The organism is Weizmannia sp. FSL K6-0777, assembly GCF_038593185.1.
GTDB lineage: Bacteria > Bacillota > Bacilli > Bacillales > Bacillaceae_C > Weizmannia > Weizmannia faecalis.
The window spans coordinates 3134222-3152307 of sequence record NZ_CP151971.1 but is presented as its reverse complement, the minus strand read 5'-3'; the positions used below and the strand labels follow the sequence as shown (position 1 = coordinate 3152307).

Sequence of the window (18086 nt, the reverse complement as noted above, 5' to 3'; positions counted from 1 at the left end):
GGAATGATATGGATGAACCGACAAGAACTTTTGCAGGATTGGTATGTTCGCTATCGTTTGATTTTTAATAAGCGTTATACAATAAAACAGAAGGATCGTTTTTTGAAAAGCTTATCTGCTGATATCCTTCCGTTTCGTAAGGATATTAAGCTTGATATATTTAAAATAAATGAGAAAGATAAAAGCGAATACAAAAATCTTTATGTGGGCAATGTAAAAAAAGCGGATACCATTTTCTGTACTTATTATGATACGCCAGCAGCCCGGTTCAGTCCATATCATTTTTTTGATGTCGAGAACAGGAAGAGAAGTATAACAAAAACCATTTTATTTTCTTCCATTTTATATATTATTGTTGGATTGCTATTTACTTTATTTGTAGCCATTCCAATATTCCAAGCAAAAGAAACAGGGAAAACTTGGTTCGTATTATGTATTTTGATATACATCCTGTATTTTTATTTCCTGAATAAAATTACACGAGGGTGGCCTAAAAAAAATAATGTAATACAAAACACTTCTTCTATATTATTGCTTTTGAATTGTATCGCCTCTTTCCGTTCAGAACGGCTGGCGTTTGCTTTTGTGGATGCTGGTTGTACAAACAATGCAGGTTTGAAAAAAGTCATGCATGACAGTCATGCGAAAATTTTCATGCTGGATAGCATTGGTGCTGAAAAACCACTCTATCTGGTAAATCCAAAATCCGGGCAATACAGCGCCATAAAACAGGGGGGCCAAGAGGATTCACTAGCTTTAAAGAATGAACGTCTGGTTTATATCATTAGCGGAGATAAAAAGGATAACCAATTTGTATTATCACGGAATGATTTGAAGAAAAAGAAGATGAATGAAAGTAATATGAAGAATGCGTTTGCGTTTTTAGAGCAAGTCGCAAGGAGGAAATCCAAATGATCGGGATCATTGTCGCTACCCATGGGAAATTGAGTGATGGTTTAGTGGACGCTGCCGAACTTATTATAGGCGGGACAGACAATATTGTAACCTTGAATTTGTTTCAAGGAGACAATGTTCAGGATTTAAATAAACAAGTACTTGAAGCAATTAATAAAGTTGATCAAGATAATGGCGTTATGATTTTCACAGACCTTTTTGGTGCAAGCCCCTACAATCAGGCTACCTTAGCCGTTCATTCACTCCCTGTTGAACAGCAGGAAAAAATATTTGTTATTACCGGTGTTAACTTGCCAGTGTTAATTGAAGCGATCAATCAGAGAATGATGGGCACTCCTATTCATGAGGCAGTGAATGCTATTTTAAATGAAGGCCAGCAGAGTATGGTGGTATGGCCGTCAGAAAAAGATCCTTCTGATGAAGAGAATGAAGACTTTTAAGGCAATGTAATATAGTTGATCAGGCTGCTTAACTTTCTCTGGGAATGGATATTCTCTCCTTTAAGGCAGTACCAGTGGGGAGAAGCTGGAAATAAGTCGGTACTGTAAAAGAATCATTAAGGGCAATTCTGGGTTCTCTTAATAGAGATAAAGGGTGTGAGCATTTTGAAAAAAGGTAATATATTAAGCGCTTTAGAAAAAAATGGGCTTATTGCTGTTTTACGGACTAATACCGTTGAACGAGCGATTACAATTACAGATGCTTTAATTGAAGGCGGTATCAAAAATATTGAATTAACATTTACGGTCCCTAACGCGGATATCGCAATAAGAAAAATTACAGAGAAATATAAAGATCGGCGGGGCATATTGATAGGGGCTGGCACTGTTCTTGATTCCGCGACTGCTCAAATCGCACATCTTTCCGGAGCGAAATTTATCGTTTCACCAACTTTCGATAAGGGAACTGCCCTGCTATGTAATCTTTATCAAATTCCTTATATCCCGGGGTGTATGACTGTTAATGAAATGAAAGAAGCGATGCAGGCAGGTGCGGAAATAATAAAATTGTTTCCAAGTAACATTGTCGGCCCGGCTTTTGTAAAAAATGTTAAAGCCCCTTTGCCTCAACTGGAAATTATGCCTTCAGGCGGCATAAATCTGGATAATATGGGGGATTGGATAAAGGCAGGCTGCAGAATAATTGGCGTTGGCGGAAGCTTGTTGAAGCCTGCGGAAAACAATGATTTTGCGGGAGTTGCCAAGATGGCCAGGGCTTTTGTACGGGAATATCAATTACAGACTGAAGAAATGAGTAATCAGTACGTATCATTTTGATAAGTATACAGGACAGCACTTCCTTTGATGGATACGAAGGAGGTGCTGTTGTTTATTGTGCTATTCAATGGAATCTTGAAAGACTCATAGCAGTTAAAACATTATATAAACTCGAAAGTATTACCAACCTCAAATAGTTCACTTAAATTCTCTCCATTAAGTTAACCCAACATCTTTTGTTGTGCTCCATATCAGACAACAGCCAAACAAGGCTGCCTGCGTGAAACAGGCAGCCTTAGGCTAAATGCGTTCGATTCGCGTTTTTTCTTTTGCAATCAGTTTGATTAAAACCGGCCCTAAAATTAAATAAAAGAAGAAGTTTCCCGCGGCATGGTAGCTGTCAAACAACAGCCCGCCGAGGTAGTATGTCCAAAACGCAAACGGCCCGCCGATAAATAAATAATTTAATGAAACCATAAAGCCGAACAGGAAGCCGGTAAAAGCTGCATACAGACATAACACGAGATGCGGGACTTTTTTGTATAACTCTTTCTTGCCGAGCAGGCCGGAAAGCACCGCGATAGTACCCCACGCAAGAAATTGCATGATCGCAAACAGCCCCATGCCGAGAAACATGTCGGAACCGAAGACCGTCAAAAAGGCAAGCGCCAAACCGAAGCGGATGCCGAAAACAAAAGAACTGCAAATGATGATCACGGTGCACGGCTGGACATTCGGGACCGATGCCATCAAAATCCGCCCGGCGACGCTCAGGGCCGCCAGCATGGCAAGAAGCGCCATTCTCCTTGTCAGCCGTGAAGCGGTTTTCGCTGACTTCCTTTTTTCAAGCGGCTGATTCCCCATTTTATGCATCTCCTATTTAGAATAGAACCAGACAACCTGATCGCCGGTTTTTAGTTTATACGACCCTGCGGAAACGTTTGGCTCTTTTCCGTTTACTTTATATTTCCAGCCGCTCATGCCGCCTTGATCCCCTTCATACTGGCCATTAATGCCCTTTACATAGACGGTTGCACCGGACCCGGAATAATCGAGGCTTACGCCTTCAGAAGCGGCGGCTTTTTTTAAAGCGGAAAATGCAGTGTCTCCGCTTTTATAACTGTATTTGCCGCTGAAAACCGGCCCTTTGTAGCCCTTTACGGTTAAAGAAACCGTTTCAGCTTTTGCTTTAGATGGCGCTGCGGTGTTGCCGGAAGCGTGGCTGCTGCCGGACCCGGACGAAGAAGCCCCGGTTGTCGTTTTCGTTGATGTGCTGGATGTGACCGCCGTTTTGGTATTTGTGGCAGGTGCTTTATCCGTCTTGCTGTCTGCAGAAGCCTTTTCTTCAGCATTTTTGGAGTGGGCAGCTGAATCCGCCGCATTGCTTTCGGATCCGCCCGTATTGCTTTTTTCATCCGTTTTGTTGCTGCCGGCGGCGTCCGTTTTCTTTCCGGATGTACTGTCTTTTGCTGCCGCATCCTTTTCCTTCGCTGAAGTGTTTGCAAGTTGTGTTGTTTCTGAATAAGTTTTAACGGTTTTCGATTCAAAATGGAAACCATCGATAAAAAACCAGGCGCCGAATGCAATCAATAAAACGGCAATACTATCAATAATGATACTTTTATATTTCATTCCTGCTCATACCCCCAGAAATTTTTTACGGATGATTAGCAGGATGACGCCTGCACCCGCAGAAAGGGAACCGACCCAGCCGTGCACAGGAGAAACACCCGTTGTTTTGGTAATGACGACTTTTTTCGGCTCTTGCTGCACATCTTCTGCAGGGGGTGCCTGGGCAGCTGCAGTTGCAGGCTTGTCCTCTTTTTTTGCATTTGAAGCTGTTTTTGTTTTTGCCGGCGTTTGTTTTTTGGCTGCAGCCGGTTTTTCCACCGTATTGGTTTTTGTAGTGGTGTTGTTATGCGTAATCGTATGGTCTTTCGTATTCGTAATGGTGTTCGTTTTGGTTACGACTTCTTTCGTATGCTTTTCAACCACTCTCGGAGGAGCTGCAGCCGGGCTGTGACCGGGACTTTTGCCTGGATCTTTGTCTTCAGCATCCGAATCAGTTGCGCCCGTACTGCCGGCATCGGATCTGCTAATATTCCTGAAGTTATACAGGGTATCTCCTTTTAGAAAAAGGTCATAGGCGACAAGGGCTTGGAAAACCTGTTCTGTTGAAAAGCTGTCTGAAGATTCGCTTGTCGTTTGCCATTTGTACCCGCCGTTTTTGGAATCTTTATATGTGCTGAGTGCAGAAATAGGATTCGTGCCTTTTTTAACAAAATCACCGGTTGTCGGGTCAACGCCGACAGAGACAAGACCGATGATGGCCTGGGCGGTTGTGCACGAATTAATGCCGTAGTTGTCAAAGCTGGCGTTTTCTTTTTCTGCTGCCTTCAAGTATTTAATGCCGTCACGGATTGCCGTGTTCACATCTTTATCATGTTTATCCTGATAAGTGCCAAGTGCGGTCAGTACCATGCCGGTTGAGTCAACATCCGAATTTTTGGCGGAAGAACTCCAGCTCCAACCGCCGTCCGGAAGTTCCGCATCAACCAGTTTTGCTGCAATTTTAGCAGGAGTATTCGGTGCATCACTCGGAATCTCATAGTCATCCGTATTCAAAGCGATTAAATCATAGGCATATCCGGTTACCGAGCTTTCTGCCGCCGTATCGTATACGCGTTTGATCAAATTCTGCTTTTGAAAGTTTTCCGGATCCTCTCCAATCGCTTTTAGAGCGATGATGGTCTTAACGAGTTCCGTACCGGTTACCTTTTTGGCATTCACCCGGTCTGTTAAAACTCCCCGGTACTGCTTTATCTCATTGGCTGTTAGCAAATTCTCCTTTGCCAGTGCGGCTACTGCAAAATCAGAGTTTAAAGCGGAAGATTTAAAATATGATGCCGTATTCTTTATGTCTTTGCTGACAGATACTGCTGCAAAGCTTTCGGACGGGAAAGATAACACAAAAATAAGAACAATTCCCCAGAGAATCCCGAACCATTTTTTCCCCACCATTACCGCTCTCCTTTCCATAAAAAAACCCCTGTACAAAAAGAGGTATACAAGGGCAAAAATTTTTCGCCTATACCTCGTAGGCTTCAAATAAACCGGCAGCTTGGGAGAAAGATCTGACTTAGGAAAATTTTTTCCATCACAGTGGCGGGACCGTACAGGAATTTCACCTGTTTCCATCGCCCAGGCCCGTATTTAGATGTCAGTTACTAATTATAGAACAACCCCTGCCTGTTGGAAAGGACAATTTCTGCCACTGTTTCATTGACAAACAAGCGGTGCTGTGCTAAAAAATAAGATGTTAGCACTCTTGCGTTCGGAGTGCTAAAGGGGCATTGCCATCATTTATACATATAAAGGAGAGATCGAAGTGGCGGTAAAGGAATTTAAAGCAGAATCCAAACGGCTTCTCGACATGATGATCCACTCGATTTACACGCAAAAAGAAATTTTCTTGCGCGAGCTGATATCCAACGCCAGCGACGCGATCGATAAAATTTATTACAAAGCTTTGACAGATGAAAATTTAACATTTGATAAAGACAGCTACTACATTCAAATTACCCCGGACAAAGAAAACAGGACACTGACGGTTTCCGATACCGGGATCGGCATGACGGAGACGGAACTGGAAGAAAACCTCGGCACCATTGCACAAAGCGGTTCACTTGCGTTTAAAAATGACAATGAAATGAAAGACGGATATGACCTCATCGGCCAGTTCGGCGTCGGTTTCTACTCGGCATTCATGGTGGCAGATGAAATTACCGTCATTTCCAAGGCTGCAGGGAGCGATCAGGCTTATAAATGGCAGTCGAAAGGCGCGGAAGGCTATTCAATTGAACCGTGCGAAAAAGACGGCAACGGCACGGAAATTATATTGAAGCTGAAAGAAAACACAGAGGATGAAGACTACGATCAGTACCTGGAAGAGTACCGGCTGCGGGCCATCGTGAAAAAATATTCTGATTTTATCCGCTACCCGATTAAAATGGAAGTAACGGAAAGGCGCCTGAAAGAAGGCAGCGAAGATGAGTACGAAGAGGTCAAAGAAGAACAAACGCTCAACAGCATGGTCCCGATCTGGCGCAAAAACAAAAACGAACTGACAGACGAAGATTATGAGCAATTTTATATGGAAAAGCATTACGGCTTTGACAAACCGGTTAAGCATATCCACATCAAAGTCGACGGCACTGTGCGTTACAATGCGATTCTTTACATTCCGGAAAAAATTCCGTTCGATTATTATACGCCGGAATATGAAAAAGGGTTGGAACTGTATGCGAATGGCGTCCTGATTATGGAAAAATGCCCGGATCTTTTACCGGATTACTTCAGCTTTGTCAAAGGGATGGTCGATTCCGAAGATTTGTCTCTGAACATTTCGCGGGAAATGCTCCAGCACGACCGTCAGCTGAAGCTGATTGCGAAAAATATCAAAAGCAAAATCAAACGCGAACTGGCAAACCTTTTGAAAGAGAACCGCGAGCAGTACGAAGCGTTTTTCAAATCATTCGGCCGCCAGCTGAAATTCGGTGTGTACAATGAATTTGGCGCGCACAAAGAAGATTTGCAGGATCTCCTGATGTTTTATTCTTCAAAAGAGAAAAAGCTTGTTACGCTTGATGAATACGTAAGTCGCATGCCGGAAGACCAAAAATACATTTATTACGCAACCGGCGAGTCGATCGACCGGATTGAAAAATTGCCGCAGACGGAACTTGTGCTTGATAAAGGATACGAAATCCTTTATTTTACGGAAGATATTGATGAATTTGCGATTAAGATGCTCATGAATTATAAGGAAAAAGAATTCAGGTCCGTGTCAAGCGGCGACCTCGGCTTTGAAACGGAAGACACAAAAGAAACCGATGCCGAGGAAAAAGAAAACAAAGATCTCTTTGCATTTATGAAAGAGGCACTGGACGGAAAAGTGAAAGATGTCCGCGCCTCGCACCGCTTAAAATCGCATCCGGTCTGCTTCACCACGGACGGCGAAGTATCAATTGAAATGGAAAAGGTGCTGAGCGCCATGCCGAACGGGCAAAATGTGAAAGCCGATAAAGTGCTCGAAATTAACATCCATCATGATGTATTTAACGCATTAAAAGAGGCGTTCGCCCATGACAAGGACAAATGCAAGCTTTATACAAACCTGTTGTATAACCAGGCGCGGCTGATTGAAGGGCTCGAGATTGAAGACCCGGTTGCATTTTCAAATGATATTTGCAAAATGATGGCATAAGGAAGCCCGCATATTGCAAAAAAGCCACGGGACATCCAGCAAATCTACGGCCCCCGCGACGGCCGGCATGGTTGCTGTGCCCGTGCCGGTGAGCACCGGGACATTTGCAAACCGTATGGCTGGAACATTTCATGAATAGCAGTAGTTTATATGACGAAGAAGGCTCCATCTGAAAGCAAGATGGGGTCTTTTTGTATTTTTTATAAAAAAAGGGTTGCCCGAATGGGAAAGGTGATGTATATTTATAACATATTATTTATAAATATTAACTTTGGCGCACACGAACAATACAAGGGGGCCATCCAATGAAGGAACAGCTTAGACACCATTTGAGTCAAATCGAGTCCAAGCTCTGGGAAATGAGCGACTACTTATATCATCATCCCGAACTTGGCGACCAGGAATACCAGTCTATGAAATTGCTCACGGATTTCCTTACGTCACACGGCTTTTCGGTGGACAAAGGGATTGTCGGCAGGCCGACTGCTTTTAAAGCAGTTTATGACAGCGGAAAACCGGGACCGGCAGTTGCCTTTTTATGCGAATATGATGCGCTTCCGGGTGTCGGCCACGGCTGCGGCCACAACATGATCGGAACGATGAGCGCAGGTGCGGGCTTGCTTTTAAGCAAAATCATTGGTGAAACCGGCGGCCGCGTGGTGGTGCTTGGGACACCGGCGGAAGAAACGAACGGCGCGAAAGTTGCGATGGCGGAACAGGGCATTTTCAATGGGATCGATGCCGCGATGATTGTCCACCCGGCCGATGAGTCGTATGAAAGCGGCGAGTCGCTTGCGATGGACGCGATCCAGTTTGACTTCCGCGGGAAATCAGCCCATGCGGCATCCAATCCGGAAGACGGCATTAACGCACTCGACGCGGCGATCCAGTTGTTTAACGGCGTAAATGCGCTCCGCCAGCATGTCACTTCCGATGTCCGTATCCACGGCATTATCAAAGAAGGCGGCATTGCCGCAAACATTGTCCCTGATAAGGCGGTAGCCCAGTTTTATGTGCGCGCCAAAGCACGCGCTGTTTTAAACGAAGTGGTTGAAAAGGTGAAAAGAATCGCACAGGGTGCGGCGATGATGACCGGTGCCGCCGTGCAAATATCCAATTATGAACTAAGCTATGACAATATGATCACCAACAAGACATTGTCGAAAATGTTCACGGAAAACCTTTTACAAACAAAAGTGAAAAAAGTCAATCCGCCAAAAACCTCATACGGATCCATTGATATGGGCAATGTCAGCCATGTCGTGCCGGCGATCCACCCGTATATCGGCCTGGATGCCCCGGGGCTTGTCGCACATACAAAAGCATTTGCCGATATGACGATTACGGACAATGCGCATCAGATCTTATCGAGCGGCGCGCTGGCTTTGGCCATGACCGGATTTGACCTTCTCACAAATGGGGAACTTTTGGAAAAAGTAAAAGGCGAGTTTGCAGAAACCGTTAAAAAAATACCGGTAAGCAGCTGAAAAATGGCAATCCTTTTTAAAATAAGGATCTTTTCAAACATTGCGCATCGTGTTAAAATACATTTTGTTGAATAAAGATACTTACCAAGAATGATATATTCATAGGGGGAAACATTGTGAAAAAGATCGTGTTAGGCATCGCAATTGTATTTTCAATGGTGATTGCGGCAGCTTGCGGCCAAACGAACAGCAGCAAAAGCACCGCGAAAAAAGAAAAAACGCTCGTCATGGGCACTTCAGCCGACTTTGCCCCGTTTGAAACAAGGGACACAGCAGGAAAAGTAATTGGATTTGACGCGGATCTCGCCAACTATATTGCAAAAGAACTGGGATACAAACTCGAAATTAAAGATATGAAATTTGACGGATTGATCGGGGCGCTGCAATCGCACCGTGTTGACATGGTCTTTTCCGGGATGTCCGCAACGAAAGAACGCGCCAAAAACGTCGACTTCTCCACCCCGTACCATCATTCAGGGGAAATGTTCGTTACGTTAAAGGGTTCCCCTATCAAGACACTGAATGACTTGAAAGGCAAAACTGTCGGCGTCCAGCTCGGCACCATTCAGGAAGAGGGCGCGGACAAGCTGAAAGGGAAGTACAATTTTACGGTCAAAAAACTGGACAACTCCACAAACTTAATTGAAGAATTGCTTTCAAAACGGATTCAAGTAGCCTATCTGGATAAATCGGTCGCAGAAGGTTATATCAAGAAGCAAAACCTGGCCGGCTTTGATGATCCGACCTCAAGTTCCCCGGGTATGGCGGTTGCCTTTCCAAAAGGCAGCAAGTTGACGGCAAAAGTCAACAAAGTGCTGGCAAAAGCGGAAAAGAACGGGAAGCTGGATGAGCTGAGAAAGAAATGGAAACTTGACAAACAGTAATGCATGCAGGCGCCTTGCTGAGCAGGGCGCTGTTTTTTCAAAATAATCAAAGTGAGGTGTAAGGCATGAATTTGGATTTCAGCCAAATTGTGCCTTATATTCCTTTTATTTTAAAAGGAATATGGGTAACTTTAAAATTTGTATTCTTTGCGATCCTTTTCGGGTTCGTGCTCGGCACGATTTTTGCCCTTTTTAAAATTTCACATATTAAAACATTAAAATGGATTGGCGATATTTATACATCGATTTTCCGGGGCACGCCGCTTATTGTGCAGCTGATGCTCATTTATTTTGCCATCCCGCAGCTGACCGGTTACGATATTCAGCCGTTTCCGTCCGCAATTCTCGCATTCGGCCTGAACTCCGCCGCTTACGTTTCGGAAATCATCCGGGCCGGGATCCAGGCGGTCGACAAAGGCCAGACCGAAGCTGCCCAGGCGCTCGGCGTACCGTATTATTTAATGATGAAAGACTTGATTTTACCGCAGGCGATGAAAAATATTTTGCCGGCGTTGATGAATGAATTTGTTTCCCTGACAAAAGAGTCTGCCCTTGTATCGACCATCGGTTATCTCGATTTGATGCGCCGTGCCCAGGTTGTCGGCGCGCAAACGTATCACAATTTTGAACCGCTGCTGTTTGTTGCCGCGATTTACTGGGTGCTTGTCTTTATCCTCACCATGCTTGGCAGACAAGTGGAAAGGAAGATGAAATACAGTGATTAAAGTCGAACATCTCCATAAGCAGTTCGGGCATAATGAAGTTTTAAAAGATATTACAACAGAAGTCGGAAAAGGGGAAGTCGTCGTTGTCATCGGACCGTCCGGATCCGGCAAATCGACCTTTCTGCGCTGCCTGAATTTCCTGGAGGAGCCGACAAAAGGGCGGATTTGGATTGACGGGGAAGAAATCACCGATAAAAAAACGAATGTAATGAAAGTCCGCTCGGAAATTGGAATGGTGTTCCAGCACTTTCATCTTTTTCCGCATAAAAAGGTGCTGGACAATCTGACTTACGCGCCGATGAAAGTAAAGAAGATGAACCGCCATACCGCCGAAGCAAAAGCGCGCGAATTGCTGGCAAAAGTCGGCCTGATGGAAAAAGAAGGCGCATATCCGGACAGCCTTTCCGGCGGGCAGAAGCAGCGTGTCGCGATTGCGCGCGCGCTGGCGATGGAACCGAAACTGATGCTGTTTGACGAACCGACATCCGCACTTGATCCCGAGATGGTCAAAGAAGTGCTGAACGTCATGAAAGACCTTGCCCAAACCGGCATGACGATGGTCATCGTCACACACGAAATGGGCTTTGCCCGCGAAGTGGCCGACCGCGTCCTGTTTCTTGACGGCGGAAAAATTTTGGAAGACAGCACACCGGATGAATTCTTTTCGCGCCCGAAAACAACCCGGGCACAGGACTTTTTGGACAAAGTATTGTAAAAAACACAGTTGTTCACCGAAAGGAGCTGCTGGAAACGAAGGCAGCTCCCAAAAAGCGAAGCTAAGAAAAGACGTTGGGACACCGCCTCAACGTCTTTTTCCGTTCTATATGTTGTATACTGACATGCAAAATCACTTTTCCAATGGCTTCCCAAACAGCAGGGCAGCCTTTTTCTTTTTTCACAGTTGCCTGCCGTTCCAGTCAGCCGGCTGTTTTTACCGTAACTTCAAGCTCCATTTCCACATTTCCCTGAATGGCCCGGCTGATCATGCATGATTTTTCGGCTTTTTCCGCGAGTTTCCGCGCGAGCCGGACGTCGCTCTCGGATGCGCCCGGTTTCAGCACAATTTCCGGCCGGTGGATGATCTTTTTATACGTAAATACGCCGCCGGTCACATCGACGATCCCTTCTGATGCCATTGTCAAACTTTCTTTCTCCAGGCTGCTGCGTTCCATCATCGCCGCCAGCGTAATGATATAACATGCTGCGGCAGCTCCGAGCAACATTTCGTCCGGATTTGTGCCGGCACCCGGACCGCCCATCTCCGGAGGAATGGAAATTTTTGCCACCAGATTTCCGCATGCGATGTTCCCTGTATCATTGCGAAGCCCCGGCCAGTCTGCTTTTAAATGAAAATGATGTTCTGCCATATGCAACCCCTCCTGTTAAAATTTACTTTCTGCTGCTGTTGTGTTTTTGCTGGCTGCTGCTTTTCTCCCATGGACGGCATAATAAACGGCAATACACAGGACAACCCAGCCCGAAACCGCAAGATACAACATCCGGAAATCCATCAAACCGGCAACTGTCCCGAGCAGATAAGGCCCAGATCCGCTTGCCAGGTCAAGAAAAATGAAAAACGTCGAAGTTGCCAGGGCTTTCCGGTTCGGCGGCGAAAGCTGAATGGCAATTGCCTGGAAACTGGACTGCACGGTGCCGTAACCGATCCCGATCAAAGCTCCTGACAAAAGCAGCATCCATCCGCTGTGCGCCTGGCTGAGCAGGACGAAACCGGCAATTAACAAAATAAACAGCGGGTAAACGACAACATTTTCCCCGCGTTCATCAAACCATCTGCCTGTGAAAGGCCTTGTAATGACGAGCGCTGCCGCATATACAAGGAAAAAATAAGTGGCGGCGCCGGTTAGTCCAATGTCCCTTGCATACAAAGATAAGAAAGACAGCACGCTGGAATAGGCAAGCGTAACCGCAAAAACTGCACCTGAAATCGGCACGGCAGCCGGTTCAAAGTAATCTTTTACTTTAAAACGGGCCATTTCCTTCACTTGTGCATTCGCAGGCGCCGGTTTTGGAACGGATAACAAAATGGCAGAAATCAGATCGATGAATGCAATGATGCTTGACACCAGCACGATCATCTGAAAATCGGCAAACCGGGTAATCAGAATCCCTAAAAACGGCCCGATCGCCATCGCTAGATTCATGCTTGTCGCATAATAGCCGGTGCCTTCCCCGCGCCGTTCATTCGGGATGATATCCGCGACAATGGCGCCGGCCGCTGTCGTAATCACGCCGTGCATTGCTCCCTGGATAAAGCGCAAAACCATCAAAAACAGGAGACTGTCAGCTTTAAAATGAAGCAACATCACCGCCAGAAAAACAACCAATCCGCTGACCAGCATCTGCTTGCGGCCGATTTTGTCGAAATATTTCCCGGCAAATAACCGTGCAATGAGCGAAGCGAGCACAAATATTCCCGCCGCAAGCCCTGCCATCCCCTGGCTTGCATGGTAGGCGGTTGTGACATACATGGCAATACTGGTCATTAACAAGTAAAATACAACGTGCGTAAAAAAATTTGTGGAAGAAATCATAATGAAGTCTTTCGTCCACAATTTCGGTTTATCCAAAGGAAGTACCCCCCCATTTCTAACATACAAAAACAGGTAACTTCATTATAGAACGTTTCAGCAAGAATATTCAATGTGTGTCTATACCAGAAATAACAGAAGCTCTTCTTCGAATATGTCCATGCCGCATTTTACACCTGGCATGGTGGGGGTGCCCGGCGCAGAACCGTGCTGCAAAGAGTGCAGCACCGGCAAAGGGATGAAAATCAGCCGGCGCAATTTTTTAACGGCTTTCCGAAAGAAGTCTCCCATCCTCAAGGAATGTGAAGGTGCGAGATGAATTTCGGTTGGCTTTAGCCAAAGTTATTTTTCCAATCCTTTTCTCAACAATTCTAAGATTGCGGCTGTTCTAGTTGGAATCCCATTTTCTTTTTGATATTGCTCCAATTTTTCTAATATCGTCTTAGGCATACGAATTTCTACACGTTCTTTCTCTTCTCTCATGATTATCACCTCATATTGATTGTACGGATTTTTTACGATATAATCAATATATACGAAATTTTTCCGCACAAAGTGAGGTGAATTGATATGGCCAAGCAAAACAAAGCTTTCAAGTTTCGTTTGTTACCAAACAAAGAACAATCCGCATTATTAGCTAAGACATTTGGTTGTGTTCGCTTTGTCTACAATAAGATGTTAGCTGAACGCAAAGAAACGTATGAAAAGTTCAAGGATGATAAAGAATTGCTTAAAAAGCAAAAGTTTCCGACCCCTGCAAAATATAAAAGTGAATTTCCATTCCTAAAAGAAGTGGATTCTTTAGCTTTGGCAAATGCACAAATGAACTTACAGACTGCTTATAAGAATTTCTTTGAAGGAAATGCGGATTTTCCAAAGTTCAAAAATCGTAAAGCAAAACAATCCTATACAACTAATATGGTCAACGGAAATATTAAGCTAGAAAATGGTCATATCAAACTGCCAAAAATCAAAAAGCCAATAAAAATGAAACAGCATAGAGAGATACCTGCTGATTATAAAATCAAATCTTGCACTATTTCTAAAAAATACTACATTTCAATTTTGACAGAATATGAGAAAGATATTCGTCCAGTTAAAATACAAAAAGTTGTTGGTTTGGATTTTGCTATGGATGGTCTATATGTCGAGAGTGAACAGGGTAAGAAAGCCAATTACCCACGTTACTATCGGCAAGCCTTAGATAAATTAGCAAAAGCACAACGAATTCTTTCTCGAAGAAAGAAAGGTTCTGCACGTTGGAACAAGCAACGACTAGTAGTGGCTAAGTTACATGAGAAAGTGGCGAACCAACGCATGAATTTTCTTCATCATAAGTCAAAAGAATTAGCTTCTAACTTTGATGCTGTCGTGATTGAGGACTTGAACATGAAAGGGATGTCTCAAGCCCTTCACTTTGGGAAAAGCGTTCATGATAACGGCTGGGGAATGTTCACTACTTTCTTAGCGTATAAGCTAAAAGAACAAGGGAAACAACTTGTGAAAATTGATAAGTGGTTTCCCTCCACTAAGAAGTGTTCATGTTGCGGCAAGGAAAAAGAAATGCCATTATCTGAACGTGTATATAAATGTTCTTGCGGCTTTGTATTAGATCGCGATCACAATTCAGCAATCAATATCAAAAATGAGGGATTACGCTTATTAGCGTTATCATAAGTAACAAAACTCTTGGAACAAGAGGGTTAGCTCGGTCAGTTTTCGTTGGCTAGTAAAAGCAACGATAAGTCGAGAAGCCCCCACTTCAATCAAACCGTAAGGTTGATAAGTGGAGGGTAGTTCACTATAGGGGCCCATGCTGCAGGGAGTGCGGCACCTAGCGAGAAAGATTACCAAGCACACTTTTTCAGCAGCCCCCTTGCGTTTCTAACGCAGCGCCATCGAAGAACATTACAAAGTCAGAACAAGCATTCGGTCCGATGGTTTACCATGGGGGAAACGTGCACATGCGCAATCGTTGCCTTATCCCTTAATGCCGGTGTATACTTTGAAATATAAATGTTTACAAAGTGAATAATTTAAAGATAGAAATACTTTCCAAAGTTATCACAAAATATTATTCTCATGGCTGTCAAAACGCCTGCTATCAGCACGGCTTTTCCATCCGCAAGCTTCCCGCAACCGGTTTGCCGGGAGACAGATTTTTTAAAAAACAATCTTGAAACCGGATACGGTTGCGCTGCTTAAACAAAGGGTTCGAAAAACGTTAAAGCAGCCAACTGCTACTTCTTTCTTGCAGCAAATCAAAACGAAATGCTGTGGCATTACCGGCTGGGTTTTTTTCAGTGACAAAATAGAAAACATTTGTTATTATATGATAATAATCTTTTTAAATGAATACAAGGATGGAGGCGTCTATATGGATTTTCAATTGTTTCCGGAAGGCGACGGCGCAATCCTGATTGAAGCAGGGAAAGAAATCAGCCTTGCAAACCACAGGAAAATCCGGGCGATCGTTTCATTAATCGAAAAAGCGGCGCCTGCGTGGATGATTGAATATATTCCCGCCTACACAACAGTCACCGTTCTGTATGACCCTTTCAAAGTTTATGCAAAATTTGGCGAATATCCCTACAGATATGTATCCCGCTATTTCACCCGTCTTCTTGAAAAAGCGCAGCCTACATTTATCCCGGAACCGCGCACAGTCGATATCCCGGTATGCTACGGCGGCAAATTCGGGCCGGATCTCGAAAATGTTGCCCGCATCAACGGCCTTACGCCTGAAGAAGTGATCCGCATCCATGCTTCCGGCGACTACACCGTATACATGATCGGATTTGCACCAGGTTTTCCTTATATCGGCGGCATGCCTGAAAAAATCGCAGCGCCAAGGAAAAAAACGCCGAGGCTCAAAATACCGGAAAGATCGGTCGGAATCGCCGGGAAACAAACCGGGATTTATCCGATCGAAACACCCGGAGGCTGGCAAATCATCGGCCGGACCCCTGTCAAACTGTTCCGGCCGGACCGGGATGGGCCAAGCCTCCTGCAAGCGGGCGACAAAATCCGCTTCCGGCCGGTGAGCCTTGAAGAATACCAGGAACTGGAGAAGATGCCGTCATGATTAAAATCATCAAACCGGGCATGCTGACAACGGTGCAGGATCTCGGGCGGCCCTACCAAAAATACGGGGTTGTCCAAAGCGGGGCAATGGATGCTTTTGCCCACAGAGCCGCAAACTTGCTTGTCGGCAATCCAGAAAATGAAGCAACACTGGAAATTACGCTCACAGGGCCGGTGCTGGAGTTTCAGAACGATACACTGATTGCCATTTGCGGCAGCGGGTTCCATGCTGTTTTGGACGGGAAACCGGTCGGGCTATGGCGCCCCGTGAAAGTGAAAAGCGGCAGTGAACTCAGACTGAGGCAGGGCGGGACCGGCTGCCGCGTCTATTTGGCAGTGGCCGGCGGGATATCTGTTCCGGAAGTGCTGAAAAGCAAGTCAACTTATTTGCGCGCAAGGATAGGCGGTTTCAACGGCAGGGCGCTCCAGGCGGGCGATGTGCTCGAAACCGGGACTCCCGGGGAAGTCTCCAGGCAACTGGCTGCATCTCTTGAATACCCGCCGGCATGGTCTGTATCGAAAAACATGCTGCCAGATTACAGTCCGTTTCCAACGATCCGGGCCATTCCGGGCCGCCATCACGATTTATTTGCCGCAGAAAGTATTGAAACATTTTTCCATGAACCATACCGCCTTTCGCAAAATTCCGACCGGATGGGGTACCGCCTCGAAGGTCCGAAACTGGCGGTAAAAGCGGCGCAGGAGATGTTATCTGAAAGTGTCAGCTTTGGAACCATCCAGGTGCCGTCCGGCGGGGAGCCGATTGTCCTGTTGGCAGACCGGCAAACGACAGGGGGATATCCGAAAATCGCCCAGGTTGCTTTTGTAGATTTGCCGTTACTCGCCCAGCTGAAGCCGGGTGATAAGCTCAGGTTCAAAAAAATAACGTTGCAGGAAGCACAGTTGCTTTATATAGAAAGAGAAAAACAAATTCGCATGTTGAAGGGAACAATTGCCTATCAGGCGAGAAGGAGGGGCACGCATGCTGAGCGTTGATCTGAACTGTGATATGGGCGAAAGTTTTGGTGCCTATACCATTGGGAGAGATGAAGAAATACTGGATTTGGTCACTTCCGCCAATATTGCGTGCGGTTTTCACGCCGGCGATCCGGCTGTGATGCGGAAAACGGTCCGGATGGCGGCTGAAAAAGGGATTGGGATCGGCGCGCACCCCGGGCTCCCGGATTTGATGGGGTTCGGGCGCCGGAATATGCAAATTTCCCCGCAAGAGGCTTATGATATGACCATCTACCAGGTCGGTGCCCTTGCTGCGTTTGCAAAAGCGGAAGGAAGTACCGTCCGGCATGTAAAACCGCACGGCGCACTTTACAATATGGCAGCCAAAGATCCAAACCTGGCCGAAGCCATTGCGGAGGCGGTTTATGACGTCAGCCCCGGCTTGATTTTATTCGGGCTTGCCGGCTCGGAACTTGTGAAAGCCGGAGAGAAAGCCGGCTTAAAGACGGCGAGCGAAGTTTTTGCCGACCGGACTTATCAACAAGATGGCTCTTTGACACCGCGGCGCAAACCGAATGCCTTGATTGAAGACCGTGAAACGGCGGCAAAACAGGTGATCCGGATGATCAAAGAAGGCGTGGTCACCTCCGTGCAAGGAGAAGATGTCAGCGTCCGTGCGGATACAATCTGTATCCACGGCGACGGCAGACAGGCGCTTGCATTCGCGGAATTTATCCGCCAGTCGCTTGAACGGGAAGGAATCAAGATAGAAAAAATCAGCCATTTGAGCTGAACAGGGTGGCGCCAACTGGAATTCCGACCGCCACCCTTGGAATGGGAGGAAAGCAGCACAACGGCTTATCCCGAAAAATCGCAGTCTCTCCGCGTAAAACCGGTCCAATGCATATGGCCAATATATTTGTGAGTCTGCAAGGGTTAAACATTCATAACCCTCCCTCGCAAAGCCGGGCCCAACCAACTGCTGGCAGAAAACAAGCAGCA

At 45.7% G+C, this 18086-nt stretch carries 18 protein-coding genes and 1 riboswitch; of the genes, 12 read left to right on the top strand and 6 right to left on the bottom strand.

Going from position 1 to position 18086, the window contains the following annotated elements; translation table 11 throughout:
- Positions 1 to 12: 12 nt before the first annotated feature.
- From NST70_RS15105 to NST70_RS15095, 3 genes are all read left to right on the top strand, one after another.
- Complete coding sequence (locus tag NST70_RS15105) at positions 13 to 915, top strand: hypothetical protein (RefSeq protein WP_342475424.1); 903 nt, start codon at positions 13 to 15, stop codon at positions 913 to 915.
- A complete protein-coding gene (locus NST70_RS15100) occupies positions 912 to 1355 on the top strand; it encodes a PTS sugar transporter subunit IIA (protein ID WP_342475423.1) in 444 nt (147 codons plus the stop codon). Before NST70_RS15105 ends, NST70_RS15100 begins: the two co-directional genes overlap by 4 nt.
- Before the next feature lie 165 nt (positions 1356 to 1520).
- The gene (locus tag NST70_RS15095) at positions 1521 to 2192 is read left to right on the top strand and encodes a bifunctional 2-keto-4-hydroxyglutarate aldolase/2-keto-3-deoxy-6-phosphogluconate aldolase (protein WP_340703013.1); all 672 of its coding nucleotides are present in this window, start codon (positions 1521 to 1523) and stop codon (positions 2190 to 2192) included.
- Between the two features lie 240 nt (positions 2193 to 2432).
- Here the strand turns inward: NST70_RS15095 and NST70_RS15090 are convergent, their stop codons facing one another.
- Genes NST70_RS15090 through NST70_RS15080 form a run of 3 tightly spaced genes read right to left on the bottom strand, consistent with a single transcriptional unit; the run spans position 2433 to position 5171 of the window.
- Positions 2433 to 2996, bottom strand: coding sequence for an ECF transporter S component (locus NST70_RS15090; RefSeq protein ID WP_017554696.1), 564 nt, complete (start codon positions 2994 to 2996; stop codon positions 2433 to 2435).
- A gap of 12 nt (positions 2997 to 3008) precedes the next feature.
- Complete coding sequence (locus NST70_RS15085) at positions 3009 to 3764, bottom strand: DUF4430 domain-containing protein (RefSeq protein ID WP_342475422.1); 756 nt, start codon at positions 3762 to 3764, stop codon at positions 3009 to 3011.
- A gap of 6 nt (positions 3765 to 3770) precedes the next feature.
- Positions 3771 to 5171 (bottom strand): terpene cyclase, encoded by a 1401-nt coding sequence (locus NST70_RS15080; protein WP_342475421.1) that lies wholly within the window; start codon positions 5169 to 5171, stop codon positions 3771 to 3773.
- 36 nt (positions 5172 to 5207) lie between these two features.
- A riboswitch (adenosylcobalamin (AdoCbl) riboswitch) is annotated at positions 5208 to 5355 on the bottom strand.
- Positions 5356 to 5520: 165 nt separating this feature from the next.
- Here NST70_RS15080 and htpG point away from each other — a divergent pair.
- The 5 genes from htpG to NST70_RS15055 all read left to right on the top strand — a co-directional run bounded on the left by htpG (position 5521) and on the right by NST70_RS15055 (position 11209).
- On the top strand, positions 5521 to 7398 hold the full coding sequence (htpG, locus tag NST70_RS15075; RefSeq protein WP_342475420.1) for a molecular chaperone HtpG: 1878 nt from the start codon (positions 5521 to 5523) through the stop codon (positions 7396 to 7398).
- Positions 7399 to 7703: 305 nt separating this feature from the next.
- Entirely contained in the window at positions 7704 to 8885 is a 1182-nt protein-coding gene (locus tag NST70_RS15070; protein ID WP_258921014.1) for a M20 family metallopeptidase, read from the top strand.
- 116 nt (positions 8886 to 9001) lie between these two features.
- The gene (locus NST70_RS15065) at positions 9002 to 9769 is read left to right on the top strand and encodes an ABC transporter substrate-binding protein (RefSeq protein ID WP_342475419.1); all 768 of its coding nucleotides are present in this window, start codon (positions 9002 to 9004) and stop codon (positions 9767 to 9769) included.
- Between the two features lie 65 nt (positions 9770 to 9834).
- On the top strand, positions 9835 to 10494 hold the full coding sequence (locus NST70_RS15060; RefSeq protein WP_013860554.1) for an amino acid ABC transporter permease: 660 nt from the start codon (positions 9835 to 9837) through the stop codon (positions 10492 to 10494).
- Positions 10487 to 11209: an amino acid ABC transporter ATP-binding protein gene (locus tag NST70_RS15055; protein WP_017553175.1), complete on the top strand. Its 723-nt coding sequence runs from the start codon at positions 10487 to 10489 to the stop codon at positions 11207 to 11209. Before NST70_RS15060 ends, NST70_RS15055 begins: the two co-directional genes overlap by 8 nt.
- 202 nt (positions 11210 to 11411) lie before the next feature.
- Here the strand turns inward: NST70_RS15055 and NST70_RS15050 are convergent, their stop codons facing one another.
- The 3 genes from NST70_RS15050 to NST70_RS15040 all read right to left on the bottom strand — a co-directional run bounded on the left by NST70_RS15050 (position 11412) and on the right by NST70_RS15040 (position 13526).
- On the bottom strand, positions 11412 to 11861 hold the full coding sequence (locus NST70_RS15050; protein ID WP_342475418.1) for an OsmC family protein: 450 nt from the start codon (positions 11859 to 11861) through the stop codon (positions 11412 to 11414).
- A 15-nt stretch (positions 11862 to 11876) separates the two neighbouring features.
- Positions 11877 to 13082, bottom strand: coding sequence for an MFS transporter (locus tag NST70_RS15045; protein WP_013860550.1), 1206 nt, complete (start codon positions 13080 to 13082; stop codon positions 11877 to 11879).
- A gap of 303 nt (positions 13083 to 13385) precedes the next feature.
- Positions 13386 to 13526: a ribbon-helix-helix protein, CopG family gene (locus NST70_RS15040; protein ID WP_003352379.1), complete on the bottom strand. Its 141-nt coding sequence runs from the start codon at positions 13524 to 13526 to the stop codon at positions 13386 to 13388.
- A gap of 87 nt (positions 13527 to 13613) precedes the next feature.
- Between NST70_RS15040 and NST70_RS15035 the strand changes: the two genes are divergently transcribed.
- From NST70_RS15035 to NST70_RS15020, 4 genes are all read left to right on the top strand, one after another.
- Positions 13614 to 14720: an RNA-guided endonuclease TnpB family protein gene (locus NST70_RS15035; RefSeq protein WP_342475417.1), complete on the top strand. Its 1107-nt coding sequence runs from the start codon at positions 13614 to 13616 to the stop codon at positions 14718 to 14720.
- A gap of 700 nt (positions 14721 to 15420) precedes the next feature.
- Positions 15421 to 16128: a 5-oxoprolinase subunit PxpB gene (gene pxpB, locus NST70_RS15030; RefSeq protein ID WP_017554682.1), complete on the top strand. Its 708-nt coding sequence runs from the start codon at positions 15421 to 15423 to the stop codon at positions 16126 to 16128.
- Positions 16125 to 17123 (top strand): biotin-dependent carboxyltransferase family protein, encoded by a 999-nt coding sequence (locus NST70_RS15025; protein ID WP_342475416.1) that lies wholly within the window; start codon positions 16125 to 16127, stop codon positions 17121 to 17123. The genes pxpB and NST70_RS15025 overlap by 4 nt, the downstream gene beginning before the upstream one ends.
- Positions 17110 to 17877 carry a 5-oxoprolinase subunit PxpA gene (locus tag NST70_RS15020; protein ID WP_342475415.1) on the top strand — a complete coding sequence of 256 codons (768 nt, stop codon included), beginning with the start codon at positions 17110 to 17112 and terminating at the stop codon, positions 17875 to 17877. The genes NST70_RS15025 and NST70_RS15020 overlap by 14 nt, the downstream gene beginning before the upstream one ends.
- The last annotated feature ends 209 nt before the right edge of the window (positions 17878 to 18086 follow it).